General features: G+C 62.2%; 23 protein-coding genes. 14 read left to right on the top strand and 9 right to left on the bottom strand.

What is annotated here, in order from left to right; genetic code table 11:
• The first annotated feature begins 47 nt into the window (after positions 1 to 47).
• From BO74_RS02355 to BO74_RS02330, 6 genes are all read left to right on the top strand, one after another.
• A complete protein-coding gene (locus BO74_RS02355) occupies positions 48 to 1061 on the top strand; it encodes a TRAP transporter substrate-binding protein (protein WP_496439717.1) in 1014 nt (337 codons plus the stop codon).
• Positions 1062 to 1143: 82 nt separating this feature from the next.
• On the top strand, positions 1144 to 1707 hold the full coding sequence (locus BO74_RS02350) for a TRAP transporter small permease (RefSeq protein ID WP_496439715.1): 564 nt from the start codon (positions 1144 to 1146) through the stop codon (positions 1705 to 1707).
• Entirely contained in the window at positions 1704 to 2984 is a 1281-nt protein-coding gene (locus tag BO74_RS02345; protein ID WP_496439713.1) for a TRAP transporter large permease, read from the top strand. The genes BO74_RS02350 and BO74_RS02345 overlap by 4 nt, the downstream gene beginning before the upstream one ends.
• Positions 2985 to 3000: 16 nt before the next feature.
• The gene (locus BO74_RS02340; protein WP_496439711.1) at positions 3001 to 3435 is read left to right on the top strand and encodes a DUF3293 domain-containing protein; all 435 of its coding nucleotides are present in this window, start codon (positions 3001 to 3003) and stop codon (positions 3433 to 3435) included.
• Positions 3436 to 3588: 153 nt separating this feature from the next.
• Complete coding sequence (gene cowN / locus BO74_RS02335) at positions 3589 to 3885, top strand: N(2)-fixation sustaining protein CowN (RefSeq protein ID WP_496439710.1); 297 nt, start codon at positions 3589 to 3591, stop codon at positions 3883 to 3885.
• A gap of 73 nt (positions 3886 to 3958) precedes the next feature.
• Positions 3959 to 6373 (top strand): protein kinase domain-containing protein, encoded by a 2415-nt coding sequence (locus tag BO74_RS02330; RefSeq protein WP_496439709.1) that lies wholly within the window; start codon positions 3959 to 3961, stop codon positions 6371 to 6373.
• 18 nt (positions 6374 to 6391) lie between these two features.
• Here the strand turns inward: BO74_RS02330 and nhaR are convergent, their stop codons facing one another.
• On the bottom strand, positions 6392 to 7327 hold the full coding sequence (nhaR, locus tag BO74_RS02325; protein WP_496439708.1) for a transcriptional activator NhaR: 936 nt from the start codon (positions 7325 to 7327) through the stop codon (positions 6392 to 6394).
• A gap of 132 nt (positions 7328 to 7459) precedes the next feature.
• Here nhaR and BO74_RS02320 point away from each other — a divergent pair, with 132 nt between their 5' ends.
• The 3 genes from BO74_RS02320 (at position 7460) to BO74_RS02310 (ending at position 9742) form a co-directional block, all read left to right on the top strand.
• Positions 7460 to 8779, top strand: a complete 1320-nt coding sequence (locus BO74_RS02320; protein ID WP_496439706.1) for an SLC13 family permease — start codon at positions 7460 to 7462, stop codon at positions 8777 to 8779.
• A 33-nt stretch (positions 8780 to 8812) separates the two neighbouring features.
• A complete protein-coding gene (locus BO74_RS02315) occupies positions 8813 to 9256 on the top strand; it encodes a universal stress protein (RefSeq protein WP_496439705.1) in 444 nt (147 codons plus the stop codon).
• 132 nt (positions 9257 to 9388) lie between these two features.
• Positions 9389 to 9742 (top strand): hypothetical protein, encoded by a 354-nt coding sequence (locus tag BO74_RS02310; RefSeq protein WP_496439704.1) that lies wholly within the window; start codon positions 9389 to 9391, stop codon positions 9740 to 9742.
• 49 nt (positions 9743 to 9791) lie between these two features.
• On the opposite strand, the gene BO74_RS02305 is transcribed toward BO74_RS02310, so the two are convergent.
• The gene (locus BO74_RS02305; protein WP_496439702.1) at positions 9792 to 10592 is read right to left on the bottom strand and encodes an outer membrane protein assembly factor BamD; all 801 of its coding nucleotides are present in this window, start codon (positions 10590 to 10592) and stop codon (positions 9792 to 9794) included.
• Between BO74_RS02305 and rluD the strand changes: the two genes are divergently transcribed.
• Together rluD and pgeF are read left to right on the top strand one after the other, a co-directional pair.
• Positions 10591 to 11721 carry a 23S rRNA pseudouridine(1911/1915/1917) synthase RluD gene (gene rluD / locus BO74_RS02300; RefSeq protein ID WP_496439701.1) on the top strand — a complete coding sequence of 377 codons (1131 nt, stop codon included), beginning with the start codon at positions 10591 to 10593 and terminating at the stop codon, positions 11719 to 11721. The genes BO74_RS02305 and rluD overlap by 2 nt on opposite strands.
• Complete coding sequence (gene pgeF, locus BO74_RS02295) at positions 11705 to 12469, top strand: peptidoglycan editing factor PgeF (protein WP_496439700.1); 765 nt, start codon at positions 11705 to 11707, stop codon at positions 12467 to 12469. The genes rluD and pgeF overlap by 17 nt, the downstream gene beginning before the upstream one ends.
• On the opposite strand, the gene BO74_RS02290 is transcribed toward pgeF, so the two are convergent.
• Positions 12456 to 13256, bottom strand: coding sequence for a helix-turn-helix transcriptional regulator (locus BO74_RS02290; RefSeq protein WP_496439698.1), 801 nt, complete (start codon positions 13254 to 13256; stop codon positions 12456 to 12458). The genes pgeF and BO74_RS02290 overlap by 14 nt on opposite strands.
• 154 nt (positions 13257 to 13410) lie before the next feature.
• Between BO74_RS02290 and leuC the strand changes: the two genes are divergently transcribed.
• Together leuC and leuD are read left to right on the top strand one after the other, a co-directional pair.
• Positions 13411 to 14817: a 3-isopropylmalate dehydratase large subunit gene (gene leuC / locus BO74_RS02285; RefSeq protein WP_496439697.1), complete on the top strand. Its 1407-nt coding sequence runs from the start codon at positions 13411 to 13413 to the stop codon at positions 14815 to 14817.
• Positions 14818 to 14831: 14 nt separating this feature from the next.
• Entirely contained in the window at positions 14832 to 15473 is a 642-nt protein-coding gene (gene leuD, locus BO74_RS02280; protein WP_496439695.1) for a 3-isopropylmalate dehydratase small subunit, read from the top strand.
• Between the two features lie 58 nt (positions 15474 to 15531).
• On the opposite strand, the gene BO74_RS02275 is transcribed toward leuD, so the two are convergent.
• From BO74_RS02275 to BO74_RS02250, 6 genes are all read right to left on the bottom strand, one after another.
• Positions 15532 to 16578, bottom strand: coding sequence for a VWA domain-containing protein (locus BO74_RS02275; RefSeq protein ID WP_496439694.1), 1047 nt, complete (start codon positions 16576 to 16578; stop codon positions 15532 to 15534).
• Positions 16575 to 17534 (bottom strand): DUF58 domain-containing protein, encoded by a 960-nt coding sequence (locus tag BO74_RS02270; protein ID WP_496439693.1) that lies wholly within the window; start codon positions 17532 to 17534, stop codon positions 16575 to 16577. The genes BO74_RS02275 and BO74_RS02270 overlap by 4 nt, the downstream gene beginning before the upstream one ends.
• The gene (locus BO74_RS02265) at positions 17518 to 18528 is read right to left on the bottom strand and encodes an AAA family ATPase (protein WP_496439692.1); all 1011 of its coding nucleotides are present in this window, start codon (positions 18526 to 18528) and stop codon (positions 17518 to 17520) included. The genes BO74_RS02270 and BO74_RS02265 overlap by 17 nt, the downstream gene beginning before the upstream one ends.
• A 22-nt stretch (positions 18529 to 18550) precedes the next feature.
• On the bottom strand, positions 18551 to 19402 hold the full coding sequence (locus BO74_RS02260; protein WP_496439690.1) for a S1C family serine protease: 852 nt from the start codon (positions 19400 to 19402) through the stop codon (positions 18551 to 18553).
• Between the two features lie 249 nt (positions 19403 to 19651).
• The gene (locus BO74_RS02255) at positions 19652 to 20443 is read right to left on the bottom strand and encodes a M90 family metallopeptidase (protein WP_496439689.1); all 792 of its coding nucleotides are present in this window, start codon (positions 20441 to 20443) and stop codon (positions 19652 to 19654) included.
• A 5-nt stretch (positions 20444 to 20448) separates the two neighbouring features.
• Positions 20449 to 21342, bottom strand: coding sequence for a DMT family transporter (locus tag BO74_RS02250; protein ID WP_496439688.1), 894 nt, complete (start codon positions 21340 to 21342; stop codon positions 20449 to 20451).
• Between the two features lie 112 nt (positions 21343 to 21454).
• On the opposite strand from BO74_RS02250, the gene BO74_RS02245 reads away from it, so the two are divergent.
• Positions 21455 to 23683, top strand: coding sequence for a RelA/SpoT family protein (locus BO74_RS02245; protein ID WP_496439687.1), 2229 nt, complete (start codon positions 21455 to 21457; stop codon positions 23681 to 23683).

Raw genomic sequence — 23683 nt, 5'->3', positions numbered from 1 at the left:
TCGCGCCGCTTTGTCAGTTGTGACCCATCAATCCAAGAGGAGGAGTAATGAAAAAAGTCCTGACCACGATCGCCCTGTCCACCGCCATGCTTTTCGTCGCCGGCAGCGCTTCAGCGGCTGACATCAAGGAGCGTTCGGCCAAATTCCCGATCGTCAACGCGATCGACCATCCGCAAGGCCTTGGCGCGCAGAAGTTCGTCGACGTCGTCGACAAGAAGAGCGGCGGCAAGATCAAGATCAAGGTCTTCCCGAACGGTACGCTCGGCGGCGAGCAGCAGGTCGCCGCGGCGATGCAGGGCGGTACCATCGAGATCTCGATGATGTCGCCGGCCCAACTGGTCGGCACGATCAAGGAATTCGTCGTACTCGACTTTCCGTTCTCGTTCGCCAACACCGCCCAGGCCGACGCCGTGCTCGACGGCCCGTTCGGCAAGAAGCTGATGGGCTACATGCCGGCCAAGGGCTGGGTCGGCCTCGGCTTCATGGAGCAGGGCTACCGCAGCATCAGCAACAGCAAGCGGCCGGTCACCAAGCTGGAAGACATCAAGGGCCTGAAGATCCGTACGATTCTCAACCCGCTGTACGTCGACATGTTCAACACGCTCGGCGCCAACGCCGTGCCGATGCCGTTCCCTGAACTTTACACAGCGATGGAAATGAAGACGGTCGACGGGCAGGAAAACCCGGAAACGACGGTCGATGCCAGCAAGTTCTATGAAGTCCAGAAGTACTTCAGCGGCACGCGCCACATCTACAACCCGCAGATGATGATGGTCAGCAAGACCTTCTGGGATTCGCTGTCGGCCGACGAGAAGAAGATTTTCGAAGAGGCGGCTGTTGAAGCCCGCGACGTGCAGCGCAAGGCCGCCCGCGCGATGACCGAGAAGTCGCGCAAGGTGATGACCGACCACGGCATGCAGCTCAACGAAATCGCCCCGGCTGAACTCGCCCGGATGAAGGAAGCCGTCAAACCGGTGGTCGACAAGTACGCCGCGCAACTGGATCCGGAACTGATCAAGGCCTTCAACGCCGAGCTCGAGCGGGTCAAGAACCTGAAGTAACTCCGAGATCACCGCAAGCGGGCCGGCCATCTGGCCGGCCCGCTTCTCAGCTTGCAACGCGGCTGACAACGTGAGGGGAACAATGAAAACGCTCGAAAAATACGTGCTGAACCTGTTCAACGGCTTGATCGTGCTGTTCCTGGCGATCATGCTGGTGCTGGTGTTCGGCAACGTCGTGCTGCGCTACGGCTTCAATTCCGGGATCACCATTTCCGAGGAAGTGTCGCGCATCCTGTTCGTCTGGCTGACCTTCCTGGGCGCTGTGGTCGCCATGAAGGAACACGCCCACCTGGGGATCGATTCGTTCATCAAGCGCCTGCCGCCGGCGGGCAAGAAAATCTGCGTCGTCGTCACCAGCCTGCTCTTGCTCGGCGTCTGCTGGCTGATCTTCAAGGGCAGCCTGAAGCAGACGATCATCGGCCTGCAGACCGAATTCCCGGCCACCGGCTTGCCGGTCGCGATCCAGTATGCCGTGGGCCTGGTCGCCAGCGTCGGTATCGCCATTTATCTGGTCCGCAACATTTACGTCGTCCTCACCGGCCAAGCCACAGAAGAGGACCTGGTAACGGTACACGGGTCGCTCGATGAGGTTGAGGCAGAGGGCGGGGGTGAAAACAATAATGGCGGCAAGGGAGTAGCCAAATGACCGTAGCAATTTTTCTCGGCTGCCTGCTGGGCTTTCTGATCCTTGGTGTGCCGATCGCGTTCGCTCTGTTGCTGGCCGGTACGGCCATGATGTGGCAAATGGGCATGTTCGATGCGCAATTGATTGCGCAGAACCTGATCAACGGCGCGGACAATTTCGTTCTGCTTGCGGCGCCATTCTTCATGCTCGCCGGTGAGTTCATGAATGCCGGCGGACTCTCCCGCCGCATCGTCAATATGGCGCTGTGCCTGGTCGGCCATATCCAGGGCGGTCTCGGCTACGTGGCGGTGATCGCCGCCATCATCATGGCCAGCCTGTCCGGTTCGGCGCTTGCCGATACGACAGCACTCGCTGCGTTGCTGCTGCCGATGATGCGCGATGCGAAGTACGACGTGCCGCGCTGTGCCGGCCTGATTGCCTGCGGCGGCATCATCGCGCCGGTGATTCCGCCGAGCATTCCGTTCGTCATCTTCGGCGTCGCCGCGCAGGTGTCGATCACCAAGCTGTTCCTGGCCGGTATCGTTCCCGGCGTGTTGATGGGGGCTTCGATCCTGATCGCCTGGCGGCTCGTTTCACGGCACGACAAGCTGGAAACACGCCCCAAGCCGTCCGCGGCCGAAATGCGCAAGACGTTCGTCGATGGCGTCTGGGCGCTGGTTCTTCCGGGCATCATTATCGTTGGCCTGAAAATGGGGGTGTTCACGCCGACCGAGGCCGCGGTCGTGGCCGCCGCCTACGCCTTGTTCGTCGGGATGTTCATTTACCGTGAACTGAAGTTCAAGGATCTCTACCGCCTGTTCCTCAGCGCCGGAAAAATGACTGCCGTGGTGATGTTCCTCGTCGGCGGGGCGATGGTCAGTGCGTGGCTGATCACGGTTGCCGATCTGCCCGGGCAACTCGTCGGGATGCTCGGCGGCCTGCTCGAATCGCCCAAGCTCTTCATGCTTGCCGTTGTGCTGATTACGCTGGTGATCGGAACGTCGATGGACATGACACCGAACATCCTGATCCTGGCGCCGGTGTTGATGCCGGTGGTCAAGCAGGCCGGGATCAACCCGGTGTATTTCGGGGTGGTCTTCGTGATGGCCAACGCGATCGGGTTGATCACGCCGCCGGTCGGGACGTCGCTGACGGCCGTGTGCGGTGTCGGCAAGCTGCCGGTCGGTCGCGTCGTTGCGGGCATGTGGCCGTTCCTGCTCGCGGAGGTGCTCGTTCTTATCGCGCTGGTTGCATTTCCTCAACTGGTTACGGTACCGTTGGCTTTCCTGTCACGCTAACGAATGGTTGGGGGTGATGAACACTCCGGAGCTCGAGGCGTCTTTCCTGGCAACAACTTATTGCATTGATGTGCGCGGTGAGTGCTTCGATCTGCGGATCGGAGTGCCTCACCCCGACTTTGCGGCCTGGCTTGATGACGAGGATGCCAGCAGCTGGGCTGTCATCACCGCCTGCAACCCCGGCGGAAAACCGACCCCCTTGCAGAATGGGGCGCGCAACGAGGCGCTGCGGAAAAGTATCGAGACGCTCGGGTGGCGCTACGTGCCCGCCCGGAATCGGGCTGACGGCGGGCGCTGGCCGGACGAACCCGGTTTTTGCGTCTTCGATGCGCCGGAAGGTCAGGTTTGTGCACTGGCCGCCGGTTTTGGGCAGGCCGCCATCGTCGTTGGGTCGAGGGGCGACGCTAGCGGAGCGTTGCTCTGGATCGACATCGGCAAATTGCGCGATTGACGACACGCCCGATTTCCTTGTTCGTCGCATTTGCCTCAATGACGGTGGCGGGGTAAGTACTGGGCCCAAATAATCAGTCGCTTACGTTGTGCTGGTGGCAGGTATCGGTTTTGCTTGCGTGATAGGTTGTCACCGTTTCAGCGAGATCGCATCATGCCCCACGATTGCAACTGCACGAAGCCCGACCGCTACGTGAGCTTCAAGGATATCGATTGCGACGGCAACGCCCGTCGCGTGATGGCGTTCATCGACAGCCACCTGGCAGTGCCGGAGCGTGTCACGACCTTCTGGGATTATTTCCGTAAAAAGCGTGCCGGAGGGTCGGGGCCGCGTCCTGACGACCTCTTCCTGATTCATTGCCACATCAACCAAGTGCGCGAACTTTTCGAAACCTGGAACGATCATGAGGCGCTGCAACTGCTCGAACTGCTTGAAGACGAGTGCTGTTGACGAGTCACGGACTTGGACGTCTGCCTGATAGAATGCCGCGAAATCAGTACCGGATGACACCGGCGGGGGCGGGATGGGCAGGAAAATTGGACGTTTCGATGTGTTGCGTGAACTGGGACGAGGCTCTCAGAGTGTGGTTTATCTTGCCCGCGATCCGCATCTGCAGCGCGAGGTGGCAATCAAGACGTTGCACTTTTCGAAATCCGACCCGCAGAAGAATCAGCAGCTGTTGTCGGAGGCCCGGCTGGTCAGCCAGTTGCGCCATCCGAACATCGTCCCGATTTTCGAAGCCGGCGAGGAGGGCGGCGATCTCTACCTGGTGTTCGAATACGTGCCCGGGACGAATCTCGCGGAGCTGATTCGCAAGAGCGGGCGACAAACGCCGGCCCGGGCGATCGGGCAGATCGTTCCGGTGCTTGATGCGCTGACGCATGCGCACGCAGCGGGAATCATCCATCGCGACATCAAGCCGAGCAACATCCTCGTCGACGAGAACGGCACCCCGCGGGTGATGGATTTCGGCATTGCGGCGCGGGTGGAAACGCTTGCGAAGGATGGCGATTCGTTCATGGGGACCCCGGCTTACATGGCGCCCGAGTACATCCGCGAGCGCGAAAGCAGCGAGCGGTCGGATGTTTTTTCGCTGGGCCTGGTTCTGTTTGAATTGCTTACCGGGAAGAAAGGCGCGCAGGGCAAGGGCGCTGCGGAGATGATCCAATACCTCGCCGACAACGATGTCCGCGTGCCCGAAGGGGCTGGCTTCGAACTCGACGAGCGGCTGCTGAGTGTTCTTTACAAATCCATCGCACGCGATCCGCAGCAACGTATCGCGACGGCGGCGCAACTGCGCGAGGCCCTGGATGCCTACCTGACGCCGGAAGAGCCGTTAGTGGAGGCTGATGCGCGGCAGAGCACGGTGGAGTTTCTTCTCCGGCGGATGCGCCACCGGAGCGATTTTCCGGCTTTGTCCGACTCGGTGAGCATGATCAACAAGATCACCACCTCCGACCGGGAGAGCATCGCCACACTGTCGAATTCGATCCTCAAGGACTTTTCGCTGACCAACAAGATCCTCCGGCTGGTCAACTCGGCGTTCTACCGGCAGGCCGGCGGCGGCAACATCAGTACCATCTCGCGTGCGGTGCTGGTCCTCGGCTTCGACGCCGTCCGCAACATCGCAGTGACTGTCCTGCTCTTCGAACACCTGAAGAACAAGGGCAATACCACGCAACTCAAGGAAGAGTTCCTGCGTGCCAACCTGGCCGGGATTCTGGGCAAGGATATTGGCGAGAAAGCAGCGCCGCGCGAAGTCGAGCAGCTATTCATCTGCTCGATGTTCTACAACCTCGGCCGCCTGTTGAGCCAGTACTATTTCCCCGACGAGGCCGACGAGATCCGGCGAGTGACCGAGCAGAAGTCCTGCAGCGAGGAGGCGGCAGCGATCCAGGTACTCGGCATTACTTTCGAGGATCTGGGAATCGGGATCGCGCAAAGCTGGGGATTCCCGAGCCTCATCGTGAACAGCATGCGCAAGCTGCCCGCCGGGAGCGTCCGCAAGGCCCATACCTCCGAAGACCGGATGCGCATCCTCTCGGCGTTCTCCAACGAGTTGTGCACGTTGGTCGCCGAAGTCGAACCGGCCAATCGCGAAAAGGAACTGCGGAAAGTCACCGCCCGTTTTGGCGAGAACGTCGGTCTGAGCGAGAAAGCATTGCGCGAAACGATGGAAAAATCGTTCCAGGATGTCGCGCATTTCGCGGGAATTATCGGGATCAGCCTGAAACAGTCTGCCTTCGGTCGCCAGATCCAGTCCTGGAGCGCCCAGCCTGGCACGCTGAACGAGAAAGAGCGCCCCGTCAGTGCTGATTCGGACGATGGTGCCGGTTCCGATACCGTCCTCGCCGACGCCGTGCCGCATGGGGCGCCAGGCAGTTCGCCGGGGGATGGCCCTGAGGACACGATCTCCCGCGTTGGCAGCCCCGAGGCGATCCTGATGGCTGGGATCCAGGACATCAGCAACACGCTGGTCGAGGACTTCAAGCTCAACGACATCTTGCGCATCATCCTGGAGACGATGTACCGGGCCAAGGGCTTCAAGCGGGTCATCCTGTGCGTGCGCGACGCGCGCAGCAACACCATGCTCGGCCGCTTCGGCTTCGGGCCGGATGCGCAGGAGATGGCCAAACGCTTCAATTTCTCGCTGGCCTACCAGCCGGATATTTTCCATGCCGCTCTGTCGAAAGGTGTGGATATCCTGATCACCGACACCAACGACCCGAAAATCTCTGGACGAATCCCCGACTGGTACCGCACGGGCATCAATGCGGGAACATTCGTCATCTTCCCGCTGTGCATCAAGAACAACCCGGTGGCGATGATCTACGCCGACGGCGACAGCGCTGGCGAGATCGTGATTCCCGAGAAAGAACTAGCCCTGCTGCGCACCTTGCGCAACCAGGCTGTGCTGGCGATCAAGCAGTCGGCCTGATTCCTCGGTTCGCCGGCGCTATTTCCGGTTGGTAAAGACGACCTCGCGCGCCGACTTGCTGATTTCGACGACGGCGGGGTGGGTCAGATGGCGCTCGGTGGTGATCGCAAAGTGCTGTTCGATCACCGAGTCGATGCGGCCGATCTGCACCACCTTGTATTGTCCGCAAATGTGGTCGGCAATCGCGGTGGGAGCAAAGAACAGTCCGGCGCCCGCTTGCCCGAACGCCTTGATCAGGGCGCTGTCGTCGAACTCGCCGACGACCCGCGGGCGGAGATTGAATCCGCCTAGCCACTGAATCAGCTTCGGCCGAATGGCGACATCCTCGCCGGGCATCAGCAGACGGGCACCGTGAAGGTTTCCGGGGAACGTCCCGGAGAGTTCCCGGGCGTATTTCTCCGCGGCGAAGACGGTGATGCTGCTTTCTCCGAGCAGATGGCTGAATCCGCGTACGTTCAGATTGGCCGGCATCGGCCGGTCGGCGATGATCATGTCGAGCCGATGGATGGCCAGGTCGGCGAGCAAGGACGCCAGATGACCGTCGTGGCAGACGAGACGGACGGTATCACCCAAGCAAAGCGCCGGTTCTACCAGGCGGTAGACCATCGACTTCGAGACCGAGTCGGCGATCCCCAGGCGGAAAGGCATGGGACTGCGGGTGGCGTCGTCGTGCAGGACTTCCAGCAACTGGTCGCCGATGGAGAAGATCTCCTCGGCCATGCCGAGAATCCGGCGGCCGGCGTCGGTGAGTTCGAGGGCGCGCCCCGAGCGCCGGAAAAGGTCGACGCCGAGTTTGCTCTCGAATTCACTGAGTTGCCCGCTGATCGATTGCGGCGTCAGATGGAGTTGCTCCGAGGCGCGGGCGATGCTTCCGGTCTTTGCGACCATCCAGAAATAACGCAGGTGTCGGTAGTTCAGGTCGGACATGGCGGCGGCTGAAAATTGAGGATACATCCATAAAATCGATGTTTCGATGATTATATTCGACTTGTCGGAATGGTCTCTGGCGCCTACGATCCTGCCGGTTTGCGTGCGGCGACCCTGTTCTTTCAATCAGCATTCAGCAAATCTCAAGGGAGGAGTGTGATGGACGCAATGTCCTGGATTGCCGTTGCGATCTTCGCGGCGACGATCATCGCGGTGATCATCAACGTATTCGACGGCACGGTGGCGGCGCTGATCGGCGTGGTGGCGATGATCTGGGTCGGAGTCATGACCGAAATGGAAGCCTTCGCCATGGTCGACTGGAACGTCATGGCGATCCTGGTCAGTGTCTGGGTCATTGCCTCGTATTTCGGGAAAACCGGTATTCCCAGCTGGCTCGCGGTGCAGGCGTTGAAGCTGTCCGGCGGGCGTGCCGGGCTGCTGGTGATGATCCTGGCGACGCTGGCGGGCATCATTTCGCTGTTCGTGGACAACGTGGTGGTGATCCTGATGATGGCGCCGGTGGCGCTACCGCTGGCGCGCGCGTTGAAGATCTCGGTGACGCCGCTGATCCTGATGATCGGCCTGGCTTCGAACTTCATGGGGTCGGCCATGCTCCTCGGCGATCTGCCGCCACAGATGCTGCACAGCGTGGCGGGTGCGGAGTTCATGGACTTTTTTTACCACTCGGGGCGCATGTCGTCGTTTCCGATCCTGATGATCACCTTTGCCGTCACCCTCGGCGCGATGTACGTCTACGGCTTCCGTTCGCACAAGAAGCGGATGGAGATCGACATCAACAATCTCGGTGTTGAAGCCCACATCCCGAATCCCTTGTTCGCCACGGTCGTCGTCGTATGGTTCCTGATGACGGTGCTGGGCATGGCGTTTCGCCAGGTACTCGGGGTCCAGCTCGGGTTCATCGCCATGACCGGCGCCATCAGTCTGGTGCTGCTGCTGGAACTGCTCGGCGAACGTACCAATGCGCCCGATTTCGAGGAGGTTCTCGGCGAACTCGACTGGCGCGCCGTGTTCTTCTACATCGCGCTGTTTGCCCTGGTCGGCGGCCTGGAGAAGGTGCATATCCTGGAGAAGCTGGCGGACCAGTTCCGCCCGTTGTTCGCGCAAAGCTACGTTCTCGGCGCCTCGCTGCTCTACTGGGTCACCGTGCCGATCGTCGGCATTGTCGAGCACGATGCCTACATCCTGACCTTCCTGTATACGATCAAGGATCTCGATAACACCGTCTCGCCACATTGGCCGCTATGGTGGATGCTGCTCTGGTCGGGGACGCTGGGCAGTAATCTCACGGTGGCCGGGGCGCCGGCCCTGTTCGCTGCGCTGAATATTTGTCAGAACGAAGAGCAGCGCAAGATTTCATTGCGCGAGTTCTTGTCGTGGACCATCCCGTTTGTCGTCGTGTCGACGATTGTTTGCTACCTTCTAGGTATGGTCATCTGGGTGATTCCGTTTGCGGGCTGAGTGCTTGCCGATACTTTTTTGATTGGAACGATCATGTACAAAAACATCCTGATCCCGACAGACGGTTCCAAACTCTCGGCCGGTGCGATCAAGGCCGGAGTCAGCCTGGCCAAGGCCATCGGCGCGGGTGTAACCGGCCTTTTCGTGGCGCCGACAGCTACGCCGCTGATCTACGAAGGCATCATCCCCGTCGGCTATATGCCTCCGGACGAGCACGCGGAAATGATCCGGAAGGCAACGACCCGCCATCTGGCGGCGATCGAGAAGGCGGCGCAGGAGGCAGGTGTTCAGTGCGAGTGCGTCAGTGTGACCGGGGATTTTCCGGCTGATGCGATCCTGCAGGTGGCGGAGAGGAAGAAATGCGACCTGATCTTCATGGCGTCGCATGGGCGGAAAGGCGTTTCAGCCTTGCTGTTGGGCAGCGAGACACAGAAGGTGCTGGCCCATTCGAAGATGGCCGTCCTGGTGCATCGGTAGTTGTCACGGCATGCCTGAAAGTGTTGCAAATCTGCGGCACCTGTAAGAGAGCGTAACTCCGGGGCGTCAGCGTCGTCCCGGTGAGGTCTGAAACGTTTATGGACGTGTCCCTTCCTTTTCAAGGAGCGAATCATGAACAAGCCAGGTCTCGTCGCAGCTGTCGTTGCCGCTACAGTCTCACTGTCAGCCTGTGTCGTTGCCCCCGTCCCGGCCCGTGGCCCGTATTATGGCGAGTCTGTCGTCGTGGCGCCGCCGCCTCCACGCGTGGAATATGTCGGCGCGCCACCGGTCTACGGGTATGTCTGGATCGGTGGTTACTGGAACTGGTCGAGCGGACGCCATGTCTGGGTTCCCGGCCGCTGGGCGCCGCCGCGTCATGGCCATGTCTGGGTGCCGCATCGTTGGCAGCAGGACGGGAGAAATTGGCGCCAGGATGGCGGTTACTGGCGCCAGGAGCGAGGTTCCGGGCGTGGCTGGCGGCGTTGAAGTCTGATGAAGGTTCAGGCCGGCGTTTTGCGGGCCTGAGTGCTGGCGGTTACCAGAGCTTCCACCACGGTCCCTTGTCCGGCTGCTCCAGACCACGGGTGTAATAGACGCTGTTCGGGAAGTTCTTGCGCATGACGCGTTCGGCATCGTCGCGCAGGTCGTTCATGCCCAGCAGGTCGTAGGCCTTGACCATGATGAACAGCGCTTCTTCGGTGGCCGGTACGTCCGGATAGGATTTCACCGCGTATTGGGCCCGGTTGATCGCTGCAAGGTAGGCGCCGCGCTTCATGTAGTAGCGGGCCACGTGGACTTCGAGTTGGGCCAGGGCATTGACCAGGTAGGTCATGCGCAGTGTCGCGTCGGGCGTATATTTGCTATCGGGGAAGCGGGTGATCAGTTCGCGGAACGCCTCGAAGGACTCGCGCGCCCCCTTGGGATCGCGCTCGGTCATGTCCTGCAGGCTGAGATGGCCCATGAGGCCCATGTCCTCGTTGAAATTGATCAGGCCGCGCAGGTAATAGACGTAATCGACGTTCGGATGATTCGGATGCAGTTTGATGAAACGGTCGCACGCAGCGAGTGCCGACGCCGGCTCGCCCGACTTCCAGTAGGCGTAGGCGATGTCGATCTGTGACTGCTGGGCGAAGCGTCCGTAGGGGTAGCGTGATTCGAGCTTCTCGTAGTACTTGATGGCGCTTTCGTAAGCACCTTCGTTCAGCGATTCCTTGGCGGAGCTGTAGAGCCTGTTGGCCGACCAGCCGACGGTTTCGTCCTTGACCTCCGGCAGCAATCCGCAGCCCGAAAGGAGCATGGCGAGAAAAAGCGCTGCGATTGCCGCTAAACTACGCATGATGAACATCCCACCTGAAAAAATAGATAGCAGCCGTTCCGGGGAGCCGGAACGGGAAAATCAACGTGAAAAGCGCGGCGATTATAGCGCAAACGATTGCCATGCCTTACGGGTTCCGGACGAAGACAGCGGGCGGCGACTCGATCTGGTGTTGGTCCGTTTCTGGCCCCGGCACTCGCGCAGCCGCTTGCAGAACTGGATCCGCGATGGCCGCACAAAGGTCAATGGTGCTGTTGTCACCGATCCGAAGCACAAGTTGTGGGGCGGAGAAATCATCGAGCTGGATGAGGCGCCAGATGCCCGGGAGCTCTCTTCGCGTCCGGAAGCCATCCCGTTGGAGATTGTCCACGAGGACGAGGCAATCCTCGTCATCGACAAGCCCGCCGGTCTGGTGGTGCATCCGGGCAGCGGCAACTGGAGCGGTACGCTGCAGAATGCCTTGCTGCATCACGATCCATCGCTGGAACAGGTGCCGCGCGCCGGCATCGTGCATCGACTGGACAAGGACACCAGCGGTTTGATGGTCGTCGCGCGCACGCTCGAGTCGCAGACCGATCTCGTTCGCCAGTTGCAGGCGCGCTCCGTCAAGCGCTACTACTATGCGCTGGTGCGCGGCAACGTGGAACGTGGCGGTACCGTCGATGCACCGATCGGTCGCCATTCGACACAGCGTACGAAGATGGCCATCGTGCGCAGCGGCAAACCGGCACGTACGCATTACCGCATCGTCGAGCGTTTCATCGACTGCACGCTCGTCGAATGCGCGCTGGAAACCGGCCGGACACACCAGATTCGCGTGCATATGGCGTCGATTGGCCATCCGCTGGTCGGCGACCCGGTCTATGGCGGCGGGGCAAGCCGCATTCCCATCGGTCCGGCGTTCCCGCGCCAGGCGCTGCATGCAAGGCGTCTCGGTCTGGTTCATCCAGTGACGGGAAAATCGATGCTCTGGAAGTCCGAATTGCCCGAGGATATGGACGATTTGGTCGCGACGGCACGCATGCTGGCGTTCGAGGCGCAAGCGGCCGAAGAAGTCGATGAGGATTGGGACGACGACTTGGAGGACGGACCGGAAATAATCTACGCCCGCGGCGATGGCTCCGAGGACGAGGATGACGATCTCGAATAGGTTTGAATCGATCATTCCCGACTGGCCGGCGCCTGCGCGTGTCGGCTGTCTCGTGACGACACGAAGCGGCGGCGTCAGCGACGGTGTCTTTTCCAGCCTCAATTTGGGCGATCACGTCGGTGACGATCCGGCGGCGGTTGCCGCCAATCGCGGCGTCGTCTGCCGGCGTGTCGTCGGGCAGCCAGTGTGGCTGAATCAGGTGCATGGCACGCGGGTCGTCGATGCGGCAGAATACGTTGGCGCCGCCCTCCCACCGGAGGCCGATGCGTCGTTCGCCCGCCGTTCGGGCGTGGCATGCGTGGTGATGACCGCCGACTGCCTGCCGGTACTGTTCTGTGATATGGCTGGAACGGTCGTGGCCGCCGCGCATGCCGGCTGGCGCGGATTGCAGGCCGGCGTGCTCGAAGCGACCGTCGCGGCGATGGGAGTTCCCGGCAGCGAGTTGATGGCCTGGCTCGGTCCGGCGATCGGACCACGCGCCTTCGAGGTCGGCGGCGAGGTGCGCGATGCCTTTATGGTCGATGCTCCCGAGGCTGCTTATGCATTCAAGCTGATGAGCAATGGCAAGTGGCTGGCAGACATCTACCTGCTCGCCCGTCAATGCTTGGCCCGGCTAAAGGTGACGCGTGTTTGCGGCGGGGATTTTTGCACCGTCAGCGAAAAAGAGCGTTTCTTCTCGTACCGTCGCGACGGGCAAACCGGGCGGATGGCCTCGCTGATTTGGCTGAATTCAACTACAGCGGCTTGAGCATCACGAACTTCAGGTGTTCGTGTTCGTCCGGTCGCAGTGTCGCCTGATGATAGGTGATCTCCCCGCGTTGCGGATGTAGAAAGCCGCGCTCGCCGCCCTGGCGTTCTAGCACGTCGTGCTGCTTCCAGAAACGGGCGAAGTCGGGGCTGCCGGCTGACAACTCGTCGACGAGCCGGAGCAGGGCAGGATCTTCCAGGCTGTTGCGGCAATCGGCGCGGAACTCGGCGGCGATCCGCCGCGCACGTGCTTCCCAATCGACAAGGAATGTCCGGGTCTGCGGCATGAGGAAAACGAAACGCAACAGGTTGGGCGGTTCGTCGTCGTTGCGAGGAACGTCGAGCCAGCCGGCGAATAGCTCGGCGGCTTCGTTGTTCCACGCGATCAGATCCCAATAGCGCCCCATCAGGTAGGCCGGCACGCTGATATCGGCCAGCAGTTTGATCAGCAGCGGCGGCACGTCGTCGCTCTCGGACTGCCCGGAGCGCGGATCGCGGCGGTCGGCGATTTCAAAGAGGTAGGCGCGCTCGCTGCGCGTGAGGCGCAGGTTAGCGGCCAAGCGGTCGAGCGCCTCGGCGGAAATGTTGACGTCGCGTCCCTGTTCGATCCATGTGTACCAGGTGGCGCTGATATCGATGAGTTGCGCCATTTCCTCTCGGCGGAGGCCCGTCGTACGCCGGCGCATTCCGGACGGAAAGCCGAAGTCCGCTGGCTGACTGCGGTTGCGAATGGCTTGTAGAAAGGCCGCGAGTTCCTTGCGGCGCGCACGCGCGGCTTCGATTTTCATGGCGGTGCCTTCGGAGAGTATTAGTTAGAGTACTAGTATAAATACTCGTCTTGTCAGGGTATAGATGGCTCGCTAAGATCGCGTTCATTCCCGGCGAGAGGCGCCGGGTTCCCGTCGGTGCGCCAGCTCGGCGCGTTTGCAAGGAGAGAATTCAATGGCCGGCAAGACCCTTTACGACAAGCTGTGGGACAGCCACGTCGTCCGCCAGGAAGCGGACGGCACCTGCCTGCTTTACATCGACCGTCACCTCGTCCATGAGGTGACCAGCCCGCAGGCCTTCGAAGGGCTGCGTCTGGCCGGTCGCAAGCCGTGGCGCAAGGAAACGGTGGTCGCGGTGCCGGACCACAACACGCCGACGAACAACTGGGACAAGGGCATCGAAGACCCGGTCTCCAAACTGCAGGTCGATACGCTGGACGCCAACATCAAGGAATTCGGCGCGCAGATCTACTTCCCGTTCAAGCACGCCAACCAGGGCATCATCCACGTGATCGCTCCGGAAAACGGCGCGACGCTGCCGGGCATGACCGTCGTCTGCGGTGACAGCCACACGGCGACCCATGGAGCCTTTGGTGCTCTGGCGCACGGCATCGGCACCTCCGAGGTCGAGCACGTGCTTGCCACGCAGACGCTGGTGCAGAAAAAGTCGAAGTCGATGCTGATCAAGGTCAATGGCCAACTCGGCGCGGGCGTCACCGCCAAGGACATGGCGCTGGCGATCATCGGCCGTATCGGCACGGCCGGCGGTACGGGCTACTGTGTCGAATTCGGCGGTACGGCCGTCGAGGGCCTGTCGATGGAAGGACGCATGACGTTGTGCAACCTGGCGATCGAAGGCGGCGCGCGTGCCGGTATCGTCGCCGTCGATGACAAGACGATCAGTTATCTGGAAGGCCGTCCGGCCGCGCCGAACGGCGACGAGTGGACCAAGGCTGTTGCCTACTGGAAGACGCTGACGTCCGATCCTGACGCAGTGTTCGATACTGTCATCGAACTCGATGCTGCTTCGATCCAGCCGCAGGTAACTTGGGGCACCTCCCCGGAGCAGGTGACGTCGGTTGGCGGCAAGGTGCCGAACCCGGCTTCCGAAAGTGATCCGGTCCGCCGTGCCAGCGTCGAGCGCGCGCTGAAATACATGGGCATCGAAGCCGACATGCCGATCACCGACATCAAGATCGACAAGGTCTTCATCGGCTCGTGCACCAACTCGCGCATCGAGGACCTGCGTGCCGCTGCCGCCGTGGCCAAGGGCAAGAAGGTCGCCGCCAACGTCAAGCTGGCACTGGTCGTCCCGGGATCCGGCATCGTCAAGCGCCAGGCCGAGTCCGAGGGGCTCGACAAGATCTTCACCGAGGCCGGTTTCGAATGGCGCGAGCCGGGCTGCTCGATGTGTCTGGCGATGAATGCCGACCGCCTGTCGCCGGGCGAGCGCTGCGCCTCGACCTCCAACCGCAACTTCGAAGGCCGTCAGGGGCCCGGCGGGCGTACCCACCTGGTCAGCCCCGCGATGGCCGCCGCCGCCGCAATCGCCGGCCATTTTGTCGACGTCCGCCAAGCCTGAGAGGAGAGAACCCCATGAAACCCTTCACCCGCCTCAACGGGCTCGTCTGCCCGCTCGATCGTGCCAACGTCGACACCGATGCGATCATCCCGAAGCAGTTCCTCAAATCGATCAAGCGTAGTGGTTTCGGCCCCTACCTGTTCGATGAGTGGCGCTATACCAACTATGGCGAACCCGGCATGGACTGCACGAACCGTCCGAAGAATCCGGACTTCGTGCTCAACCAGCCGCGCTACCAGGGCTCGGAGGTTCTTCTGGCGCGCGACAATTTCGGTTGCGGTTCGAGCCGCGAGCATGCGCCGTGGGCCATCGAGGACTACGGCTTCCGCGTCATCATCGCTCCGTCGTTCGCCGACATCTTCTTTGCCAACACCTTCAAGAACGGCGTGCTGCCGATCGTGGCGTCGGCCGAGGTCGTCGACCGGCTGTTCAAGGAATGCGCGGAAACGGAAGGCTACAAGCTCGACGTCGATCTGGCCGCACAGACCGTGACGACGCCGTCCGGCTTCAGCTTCAGCTTCGAAATCACGCCGCACCGCAAGCACTGCCTGCTCAACGGTCTCGATGAAATCGGCCTGACGCTGCAGCACGCGGACGAAATCCGTGCGTTCGAAGCGAAGCACAAGGCTGCGCAACCCTGGCTGTTTGCTGCGTAATTCAGCGGTACAAACTGGACCCCGGCCTTCGCCGGGGTGACGAACTCGACCCGGCGGGTTACAGCACCCGCCCGTGCCACCACAGCGACAGACCGGCGGCGAGAGTCGCGAGTAGCGCCGCCGCAGCGGCGAACAGGGCGGTGATCTCGGTCTGTTTCTTTTCGAAGGCGATCTTCGCCGTCAGCGATTCGTAGATTTTTTTCAGGTCGACCGCCGTTCCCGCGTAGAAATACTCGCCGTGGGTTATTTCCGCGACGTTCTTGAGGCTTTCTTCGTCGAGGCGCACGCGCATGGACCAGCCCTCGAAGCCGATCGTCTCGCCTTCCTTGGTGCCGAAGCCGACGGTATAGACGCGGATGCCGCGTTCGGCGACCAACTTCGCCGCTTGCATGGCGTCCGGCCCTGTCGTGCGCTGGCCGTCAGTGAGCAGGATGATGGCGGCCGAGTGGTTCGATCCCGGGGCGACGGGAACGAAATCCTCTTTCGGTTTCTTCGCCAGGCCGATCGGCGCGTTGCTGTCGCTGTGCACAACGCGGCCGTAGATCAACTGGCTGATGTCGATGCCGGCGTCCGGGAACAGGGTGGCCAGGGCGACGATCAGCCCGCTGCCGGTGGCGGTGCCGCGCTGCAGCTGGAAGCGGTCGATGGCAGCGAAGAGATCCTCGCGGGACAGGGTCGGCGCCTGCACGACCGAGGCGGTGGCGGCAAAGGCCACGACGCCGACCTTGGTGCGTGGCGGCAGTTCGGTGAGAAACGCCTTGGCCGCTGCCTGCGCGGCTTCCAGGCGGTTTGGCTGCACGTCGGTGGCGCGCATGCTGCCGGAAACGTCCATGGCCAGGATCACCGTTTCCTGCTGCGTCGGCAGGGTCACGGTTGCCACCGGTCGCGCCGTGGCCAGCAGCATCAGCGTCAGGGCTAGCAGAAATAGCGCCGGCGGGATGTGGCGGCGCAGGCGATTGCCGATGCCCAACGCTTCACGCACCAACCCGAGATTGGCGTAACGCAGCGCCGCCTGTTTCTTGCGGCGCAGGATGAAGAGATACAGGGCAATCAGGGCCGGGACGGTCAACAAGGCCCAGAGCATCAGCGGCCATTGGAAGGTCATGGTCTGCCAGCCTCCGCTGTCTGGCGAGCTTCGAGATGTGTCGGCATGCCGCCCCCGCTGGTCGCGCGACTGCGCAACTCGCGCAGCTCGGCGAAGCGCTGCAGGGCATCGAGCAGGTCGCTGTCGGTGGAGAGTTCGAGTGCGTCAACACCGGCGTTGGCGAAATTGTCACGAAGCGTCTCTTCGCGCTGTGCAACGAGTTCCGCAAAGCGCTCGCGGAACCCCCTGTCGTGCGTATCGACGAACAGTTGTTCGCCGCTTTCGGCGTCCTGCAGGAGCAGCATGCCGATATCCGGCAGGTCGTGTTCGAGTGGATCGGACAAGCGTACGGCAATGACTTCGTGGCGTAGGGCGAGATGTCCAAGTGCTTTTTCCCACCCGGGCGCGCTGATGAAGTCCGAAACCACGAACACCAGCGAACGCCGCGGCACCACGCGTGCGGCGTGGTCGAGCAGGGTGGCGAGCTGCGTCGGTGACGGTTTTGTCACCGGCCGGGCGAGCAGAACGTGCAGCAGGTGCAGCACGTGGCGCCGACCACTGCGCGCCGGGACGACGGTGTCGACCGAACTGCCGTAGCACAGCGCACCGACGCGGTTGCCGTGACGCGTGAGCAAGCGGGCCAGTACGCCGACGAATTCGGCGGATACCGCCTGTTTCTTCACCCGTGCACCGAAATCGAGCGATGCCGAGAGGTCGAGCAGGAACCAGGCGGTCAGGTCGCGATCCTCGTTGAAGACGCGCATGTAGGGCGTTTGCATGCGCGCAGTGACGTTCCAGTCGATGTGCCGCACGTCGTCGTGATACTGGTATTCGCGCAGATCGGCCAGATCGATGCCCGGGCCGCGGAAAAAGCAGCGGTAGTCGCCGTGCAGCAGCCCGTCGAGCCGGCGGATCACCGTCCATTCAAGGCGCAGCAACAGCCGCTCGGCATCTGCGGGATCAACTGGCCTGGACATGGCTTTCCAGCGCCTTGACCGGGGTGGGAATGTGCTGCGTCAGCCTGGCGATGATGGCGTCGGCGGTCATCCCCTCGGCGAGCGCCTGGTAGGAGAGCACCAGCCGGTGGCGCAGGACGTCGGGGACGAGTTCGCTCATGTCCTCCGGCAACACGTAGTCGCGGCCGCGCAGGAAGGCCAGCGCCCGCGCCCCTTCGACGAGGTTGATCGTCGCGCGCGGGCTGGCGCCGAAAGTGATCCACGGCTCGAACTCGGGCAGGCCGTACTTCGCCGGCTGGCGCGTGGCGCAGACGAGCCGCACCGCGTACTGCATCAGCGCCGGTTCAACGAAGCCTTTGCGGCATTCGGCTTGCAAGGCGGCCAGTTGCTCGGTGGTGGCGATGGCGCCGATCACCGGTGCCTCGCCGGTGACACGCTCGACGATGACGAACTCTTCCTCCGGTGTCGGGTAATCGACCAGCACCTTCATCATGAAGCGGTCGACCTGCGCTTCCGGCAGCGGGTAGGTGCCCTCGGTCTCGATCGGGTTCTGCGTGGCCATGACCAGGAACGGCGCGGGCAGGACGTGCGTCTCGCCGGCGATCGTCACCTGGCGTTCCTGCATGACCTCCAGCAGCGCGCTTTGCACCTTGGCCGGTGCGCGGTTGATCTCGTCGGCGAGCAGCAGGTGGGTGAAGATCGGCCCGAGCGTGGTGGTGAATTCGCCGGTCTTCTGGTTGTAGATACGGTTGCCGATCAGATCGGCGGGTACCAGATCGGGAGTGAACTGGATGCGCTTGAAGCCGCCGGAGAGCGTCGCGGCCAGGGTTTTTACCGTCAGCGTCTTGGCCAGGCCCGGCACGCCCTCGACCAGCAGGTGGCCCTGGGCGAGCATGGCGACCATCACCCGTTCGAGGAAGTTGTCCTGGCCGACGATCAGCTTCTTCACCTCGTACAGGATTTTCTCCATCAGCGAGGCGACGTGGGCATGGGTCATGTCGTGGTGGGTGGTCATGGTGATCCTTTCGTGGCGCGAATCAGAACGGCGGTACACCGACCGCCGCGGCGGCATTTTCTATTGGCACGGCGAACGCCAGTCCGATGAAAAAACGCTGCTGCAAGGGGTTGAGAATGGCCGTGACGATGCCGAGCACCTCGCCCTCCATGTTCACCAGCGGCCCGCCGGAATTGCCGGGGTTGGTCGCGGCGTCAAACTGGATCAGGTTGGACAGCACGCGCTTGCCGTCCGAGGAGACGAATTCCCGTTTGAGGCCGGAGACCACGCCGGTCGATGCCGAGGGGCCGAACCCGAACGGGAAGCCGACGGCCAGCACCTCGTCGCCCGGACGCAAATCCCCAGTGGTGATCAGTGTCGCCGGCTGCAGGTCGTCGGGGAGCTTTCTGGCCTGGATTACGGCAAGGTCGTTGTCCGGATCGATACCGGTGATCACCGCCTCCGATTCGGTTCCGTCGGCGAACACGACGCGAACGTGACTGGTTCCGACGACCACATGCAGGTTGGTCAGGATGCTGCCCTGTTCGGTAATTACTACGCCGGTGCCGACCGATTGCCGTTCGCTGGATTCTTTTTTGTCTTCCTGTTTCTTGTTGTCCGGGACCAATGGTGCAGGGAGATTGCCGACGCCTTCCGGATGGTCGAAGCCGTCGACGCGAACGATCGACGGACGGATGGTTTCGTAGGCTTTGGCGGCCTGCGAAGGCAACGGCTTTTTCTCCACGCTGGCCCGGACGGCGCGGTCGATGTCGTCTTGCGTGACGACTCGTTGCGGCTCGACGAAATGGCGGTCGAGCGCAACGCCGGTTATGAGCCCCAAAACGGTGGCGAGCGCGACGAACAGTGTGCGGTGTGCTTGAAATGTGTCCCTCATCCAGCGTGAGGGGCGGTTGGCAGGGGCTGGTGCGGGCGAGATGGACTCGGGAGTCTCCCAATCGGCAACTCGAGGTTGCTTGTGCCCGCTACTGTACAACGTGGTTCGCCGCATACGTTCCTCGCACCGGGAAACGCACCACATGAAGGATATCGGGGGCGGAGAAAACGGCCCTCGATGTTTTACCGTGCTTTGATCAACAAACGGCCTGGCAAGTTCATGCGCAGGACGAGATTGCGATAGTCCCGCCTAACGGACCAGCGGATCCTGTCGGTAATAGAGTGCAAACAGCCGATACAGTGCGGGGTAGGCGTGCTTTAGCAGGTCCGGCGTTTCGAAGAAGCTTTCGCTCGCCACGGCGAAGAACTCGGCGGGGTTTTCGGCAGCGTAGGGGTCGAGAGGGAGTGAATCGGCGATCTCGTCGGCAAGCGGTGCCGGCGCGGCGTCGAGGACGTCGACCTTGGCGCAGAAATCCTCGTAAGCGGCCACGAGCGTTCTTTCCCATTCCGGACGGGGCAACTCGGCGGGCAACGGTGGAATGCCGTCGGCCTCTCCGTTGCGCATGTCCAGCTTGTGGGCGAACTCGTGAATCACCACGTTGTAACCCTCACCGGCCATCTGCACGTCGTGCCAGGAAATGATCAGCGGGCCGCCTTCCCAAGCCTCGCCGGAGGCGACGTCGTCGTACTCGTGGATGATGCCGAATTCGTCCTCGACGGTCCGCGGGATGACGAACTCGTCTGGATAGACGACGATGCCGACCCAGTCCCGGTAATGATCGAGGCCGAGATTGAGGATCGGCAGGCAGCCTTGCACAGCGATCGATACGCACATGGCGTCGGTCAGTTGCAGGCCGCCAACGGCGGTGAATTCCTTTTCAGAGAGGAAGGTTTCGGCGAGTGCCCGCAGGCGGGTGTGTTCCTCGTGTGACAACCGCGAGAGAAAAGGCAGGCGGTCGAGCGTTTCCCGCCACAGTTCGTCAGGGATGGAGCCGGACTTCTCGCGTCCTCGCCACCAGTCGATCAGTCGGTCAAAGACCATGCTGTTCAGCCCGGACGCCTGGCCGTGGTCAGGTAGATGCCGAGGAAAATCAGGCCGATGCCGACCAAGTGAAACGGCTGCGGCTGCTCGCCGAGGAAAAGTGCCGAGAGCAGCGTACCGAAGACCGGCATCAGGTGGATGAACAGGCTGGCCTTGCTGGCGCCGACTTCGCCGACGGCCCGGTTGTAGAAGATGTAGCCGACGAAGCTGGGCAGGGTGCCGGTGTAGATGATCGCCGCCATGGATGTGCCGGACAGATGGATCGTCCGCCCTTGAGCGATTTCCCAGGCGTAGGCTGGCGCCAGGGCAATCAGGCCGACGGCGGTGAAGGCGGCGAGCATCAGCATGGGGTGAACGCCGGCCGGCCGCCATTGCAGACCCGTGGTGTAGAGGGCCCAGACGGCGACGGCGCCGAGCATCCACAGATCGCCGATGTTGAAGGTGAGGGCGGCCAGGGTGGCGAGCTCGCCCCGCGCGACGATGGTCGTTACACCGATCAGCGAAATGGCGACACCGAGCCACTCGACGCCGCGCAGCCGCTTATGCAGGAAGAGCCAGGAAAGCGCGATGGTGGCGACCGGGATGAACGAGTTGAGCAGCGACGCGTTGGTCGCGCCGGTGAATTGCAGGGCGATGTAGGCCAGCGTGTTGTAGCCGCCGACACCGAGCAGGCCGAGGATCACCACCGCGCGCCAGTTCTGCCGGAGGATCGGCCATTGCGCGCGCAGGTGCGGCAAAGCCAAGGGGAGGGTAAGCAGGAAGGCGATGGTCCAGCGCCAGAACGCCAGCGAGAACGGCGGCACCTCGCCACGCACGGCACGCCCGACGACCATGTTGCCCGACCAGAACAGCGTGGTGAGGATCAGGAGCAGATAGGGATGATGAAAGCGCGAAAACATGGCGGGTGACTTCAGAAAAAGCGGCAATTATGCGCGACTGGCGGAGCTTTGGCTCGCCGCTGCGGCTTTTTCTCCACCGATGAGTCGGTCTCCCGGGGTTTATAATCGCGCCATGGTTTCCGTCGTTCATTCCGTCGCCGCGCAGAGTGGCATCGAGCATACCCTGCAGACCTTGTGTGCAGGCCTTTCCGCGGACGAATCGGCGCGCATCGCGCGTGCGGTCGAGTTCGCCCGGTCGGTCTATGGCGATCGCACGCTGGGCAGCGGCGAGGGTATCTGGCATCACGCGCAGGGCATGGCGCTGATCCTTGTCGGGTTGCGTCTTGATGTCGATTGTCGCCTTGCGGCGTTGCTGTTTGCCGTGCCGACCTATGATGAGCACGGCCTGGAGCGCATCGAAAAGGATTTCGGCCGCGCTGCCGCGGAACTGGTCAACGGGATCTCTCGCCTGAACAAGATGCGTCCGATCACCCGCGGATTCGTCGCGCATTCCGCGGAAAGCGCCGAGCAGAATCTGACGGAAATGAAGGCGCAGATCGAGATCCTGCGCAAGATGTTCCTCGCCGTCGTCGAGGATATCCGGGTCGTTCTGCTGCGCCTGGCATCGCGGACCCAGACCCTGCGCCATTATGTCGACCAGCCGGACGACCTGCGCATCCAGGTGGCACGCGAGACGCTGGAGCTCTATTCGCCGCTGGCCAACCGTCTCGGCGTCTGGGAGTTGAAGTGGGAGCTGGAAGACCTGTCGTTCCGCTTCCTGCATCCGGACATCTACAAGAAGATCGCCAAACAGCTCGATGAAAAGCGCGCCGAGCGCGAGCAGTTCATCGCCAACGCCGTCGAGCGCCTGAAGGGCGAACTGGCGGCGGTGGGGATCAAGAACGCCGAGGTCTACGGGCGTCCGAAGCACATCTACAGCATCTGGAACAAGATGCGCAAGAAGAGCGTCGAATTTTCCGAGGTCTACGACGTCCGCGCCTTGCGCGTCATCGTCGATGAGATCAAGGATTGCTATACGGCGCTCGGCATCGTGCACAACATGTGGTCGCCGATTCCCAAGGAATTCGACGATTACATCTCCAACCCCAAGGGCAACAACTACCGTTCGCTGCATACGGCGGTGAGTTGCCCGGACGGGCGTTCGCTGGAAGTACAGATCCGCACGCGCGAGATGCACAAGCACGCCGAACTCGGCGTGGCGGCGCACTGGCGTTACAAGGAGGGCGGCAAGGGCGCCGCCGACAGTTCCTACGAGGAAAAGATCGCCTGGCTGCGCCAGTTCATGATCTGGAAGGACGAAGTCTCTGATTCCTCCGACTGGGTCAAGAATTACAAGGAAGCGGCACTCGACGAGACGATCTACGTGATGACGCCGCAGGGCCGGGTGGTCGACCTGCCGCGCGGCGCTACGGCGGTCGATTTTGCTTACCGCGTGCATACCGATCTCGGCCATCGCTGCCGTGGTGCCAAAATCGACGGGGCGCTGGTGACGCTGAATACGCCGCTGGAAACCGGGCAGCGGGTCGAAATCATCGCCGCGAAACAGGGGGGGCCGTCGCGCGACTGGCTCAATGCGTCGCTCGGTTACCTGTTCACCCACCGCTCCCGTGCCAAGGTACGTCAGTGGTTCTCCAGCATGGCGCTGGAACAGTCGGTGGCCGACGGCCGCGCGATCGTGACCCGCGAACTCCAGCGCATGGGCGAGTCGGGTTTCAAGCTCGACGAACTGGCTTCACGCCTGGGATTCGCCAAGAGCGACGACATGTTCATTGCCATGGCCCGAGCCGAACTGAATACACGTCAGCTGCAGATGGCCGTGCGCGGGCCGGACGCACACGCGGAGGACGACAAACTCGTCGCCGAGCCGCCGGTGCGCAAACGCAAGTCGAGTGACGACAGCGAGAAGGGCATCCTGATCGTTGGGGTCGACAAGTTGCTGACGCAACTCGCAGGATGCTGCAAGCCGGCACCGCCCGATCCGATCGTTGGCTTCGTCACGCGTGGCAAGGGGGTCTCGATCCATCGCGCCGACTGCCCGAACTTCGCCAACATGGAAGCGATGCAGCCGGAGCGTGTCATCGAGACGGCCTGGGGCACCGAGACAGAGGGCGTCTTCGCCGTCGATATCGTGGTCGATGCCAACGACCGGCAGGGGCTGTTGCGCGATGTGTCCGAAGTTCTGACCCGCGAGAAGATCAACGTCACGGCCGTCAGCACGCAATCCAAGCAGGGAACGGCAAACATGCGTTTCACCGGCGAGGTGAAAAACCTCGCCCAGTTGAAGAAGACCCTCGCTGCGCTGCATGAAGTACAGGGCGTCGTCGGCGCGCGGCGCGCCTGA

This window comes from Propionivibrio pelophilus DSM 12018, from assembly GCF_059569095.1.
The sequence above is the reverse complement of the archived record's forward strand: the minus strand, read 5'-3'. Positions and strand labels throughout refer to the sequence as shown.

Excerpts from the sequence above, each read along its gene's own strand:
- BO74_RS02245 (WP_496439687.1), top strand. The coding sequence starts at position 21,455 with ATGGTTTCCGTCGTTCATTCCGTCGCCGCGCAGAGTGGCATCGAGCAT.
- BO74_RS02250 (WP_496439688.1), bottom strand. The coding sequence starts at position 21,342 with ATGTTTTCGCGCTTTCATCATCCCTATCTGCTCCTGATCCTCACCACG.
- BO74_RS02340 (WP_496439711.1), top strand. The coding sequence starts at position 3,001 with ATGAACACTCCGGAGCTCGAGGCGTCTTTCCTGGCAACAACTTATTGC.
- BO74_RS02345 (WP_496439713.1), top strand. The coding sequence starts at position 1,704 with ATGACCGTAGCAATTTTTCTCGGCTGCCTGCTGGGCTTTCTGATCCTT.
- BO74_RS02275 (WP_496439694.1), bottom strand. The coding sequence starts at position 16,578 with ATGACCTTCCAATGGCCGCTGATGCTCTGGGCCTTGTTGACCGTCCCG.
- cowN (WP_496439710.1), top strand. The coding sequence starts at position 3,589 with ATGCCCCACGATTGCAACTGCACGAAGCCCGACCGCTACGTGAGCTTC.
- BO74_RS02315 (WP_496439705.1), top strand. The coding sequence starts at position 8,813 with ATGTACAAAAACATCCTGATCCCGACAGACGGTTCCAAACTCTCGGCC.
- leuC (WP_496439697.1), top strand. The coding sequence starts at position 13,411 with ATGGCCGGCAAGACCCTTTACGACAAGCTGTGGGACAGCCACGTCGTC.
- BO74_RS02350 (WP_496439715.1), top strand. The coding sequence starts at position 1,144 with ATGAAAACGCTCGAAAAATACGTGCTGAACCTGTTCAACGGCTTGATC.
- BO74_RS02330 (WP_496439709.1), top strand. The coding sequence starts at position 3,959 with ATGGGCAGGAAAATTGGACGTTTCGATGTGTTGCGTGAACTGGGACGA.
- BO74_RS02270 (WP_496439693.1), bottom strand. The coding sequence starts at position 17,534 with ATGTCCAGGCCAGTTGATCCCGCAGATGCCGAGCGGCTGTTGCTGCGC.
- rluD (WP_496439701.1), top strand. The coding sequence starts at position 10,591 with ATGATGAACATCCCACCTGAAAAAATAGATAGCAGCCGTTCCGGGGAG.
- BO74_RS02260 (WP_496439690.1), bottom strand. The coding sequence starts at position 19,402 with ATGAGGGACACATTTCAAGCACACCGCACACTGTTCGTCGCGCTCGCC.
- BO74_RS02290 (WP_496439698.1), bottom strand. The coding sequence starts at position 13,256 with ATGAAAATCGAAGCCGCGCGTGCGCGCCGCAAGGAACTCGCGGCCTTT.
- BO74_RS02255 (WP_496439689.1), bottom strand. The coding sequence starts at position 20,443 with ATGGTCTTTGACCGACTGATCGACTGGTGGCGAGGACGCGAGAAGTCC.
- leuD (WP_496439695.1), top strand. The coding sequence starts at position 14,832 with ATGAAACCCTTCACCCGCCTCAACGGGCTCGTCTGCCCGCTCGATCGT.
- BO74_RS02320 (WP_496439706.1), top strand. The coding sequence starts at position 7,460 with ATGGACGCAATGTCCTGGATTGCCGTTGCGATCTTCGCGGCGACGATC.
- BO74_RS02265 (WP_496439692.1), bottom strand. The coding sequence starts at position 18,528 with ATGACCACCCACCACGACATGACCCATGCCCACGTCGCCTCGCTGATG.
- BO74_RS02310 (WP_496439704.1), top strand. The coding sequence starts at position 9,389 with ATGAACAAGCCAGGTCTCGTCGCAGCTGTCGTTGCCGCTACAGTCTCA.
- pgeF (WP_496439700.1), top strand. The coding sequence starts at position 11,705 with ATGACGATCTCGAATAGGTTTGAATCGATCATTCCCGACTGGCCGGCG.
- BO74_RS02355 (WP_496439717.1), top strand. The coding sequence starts at position 48 with ATGAAAAAAGTCCTGACCACGATCGCCCTGTCCACCGCCATGCTTTTC.
- nhaR (WP_496439708.1), bottom strand. The coding sequence starts at position 7,327 with ATGTATCCTCAATTTTCAGCCGCCGCCATGTCCGACCTGAACTACCGA.
- BO74_RS02305 (WP_496439702.1), bottom strand. The coding sequence starts at position 10,592 with ATGCGTAGTTTAGCGGCAATCGCAGCGCTTTTTCTCGCCATGCTCCTT.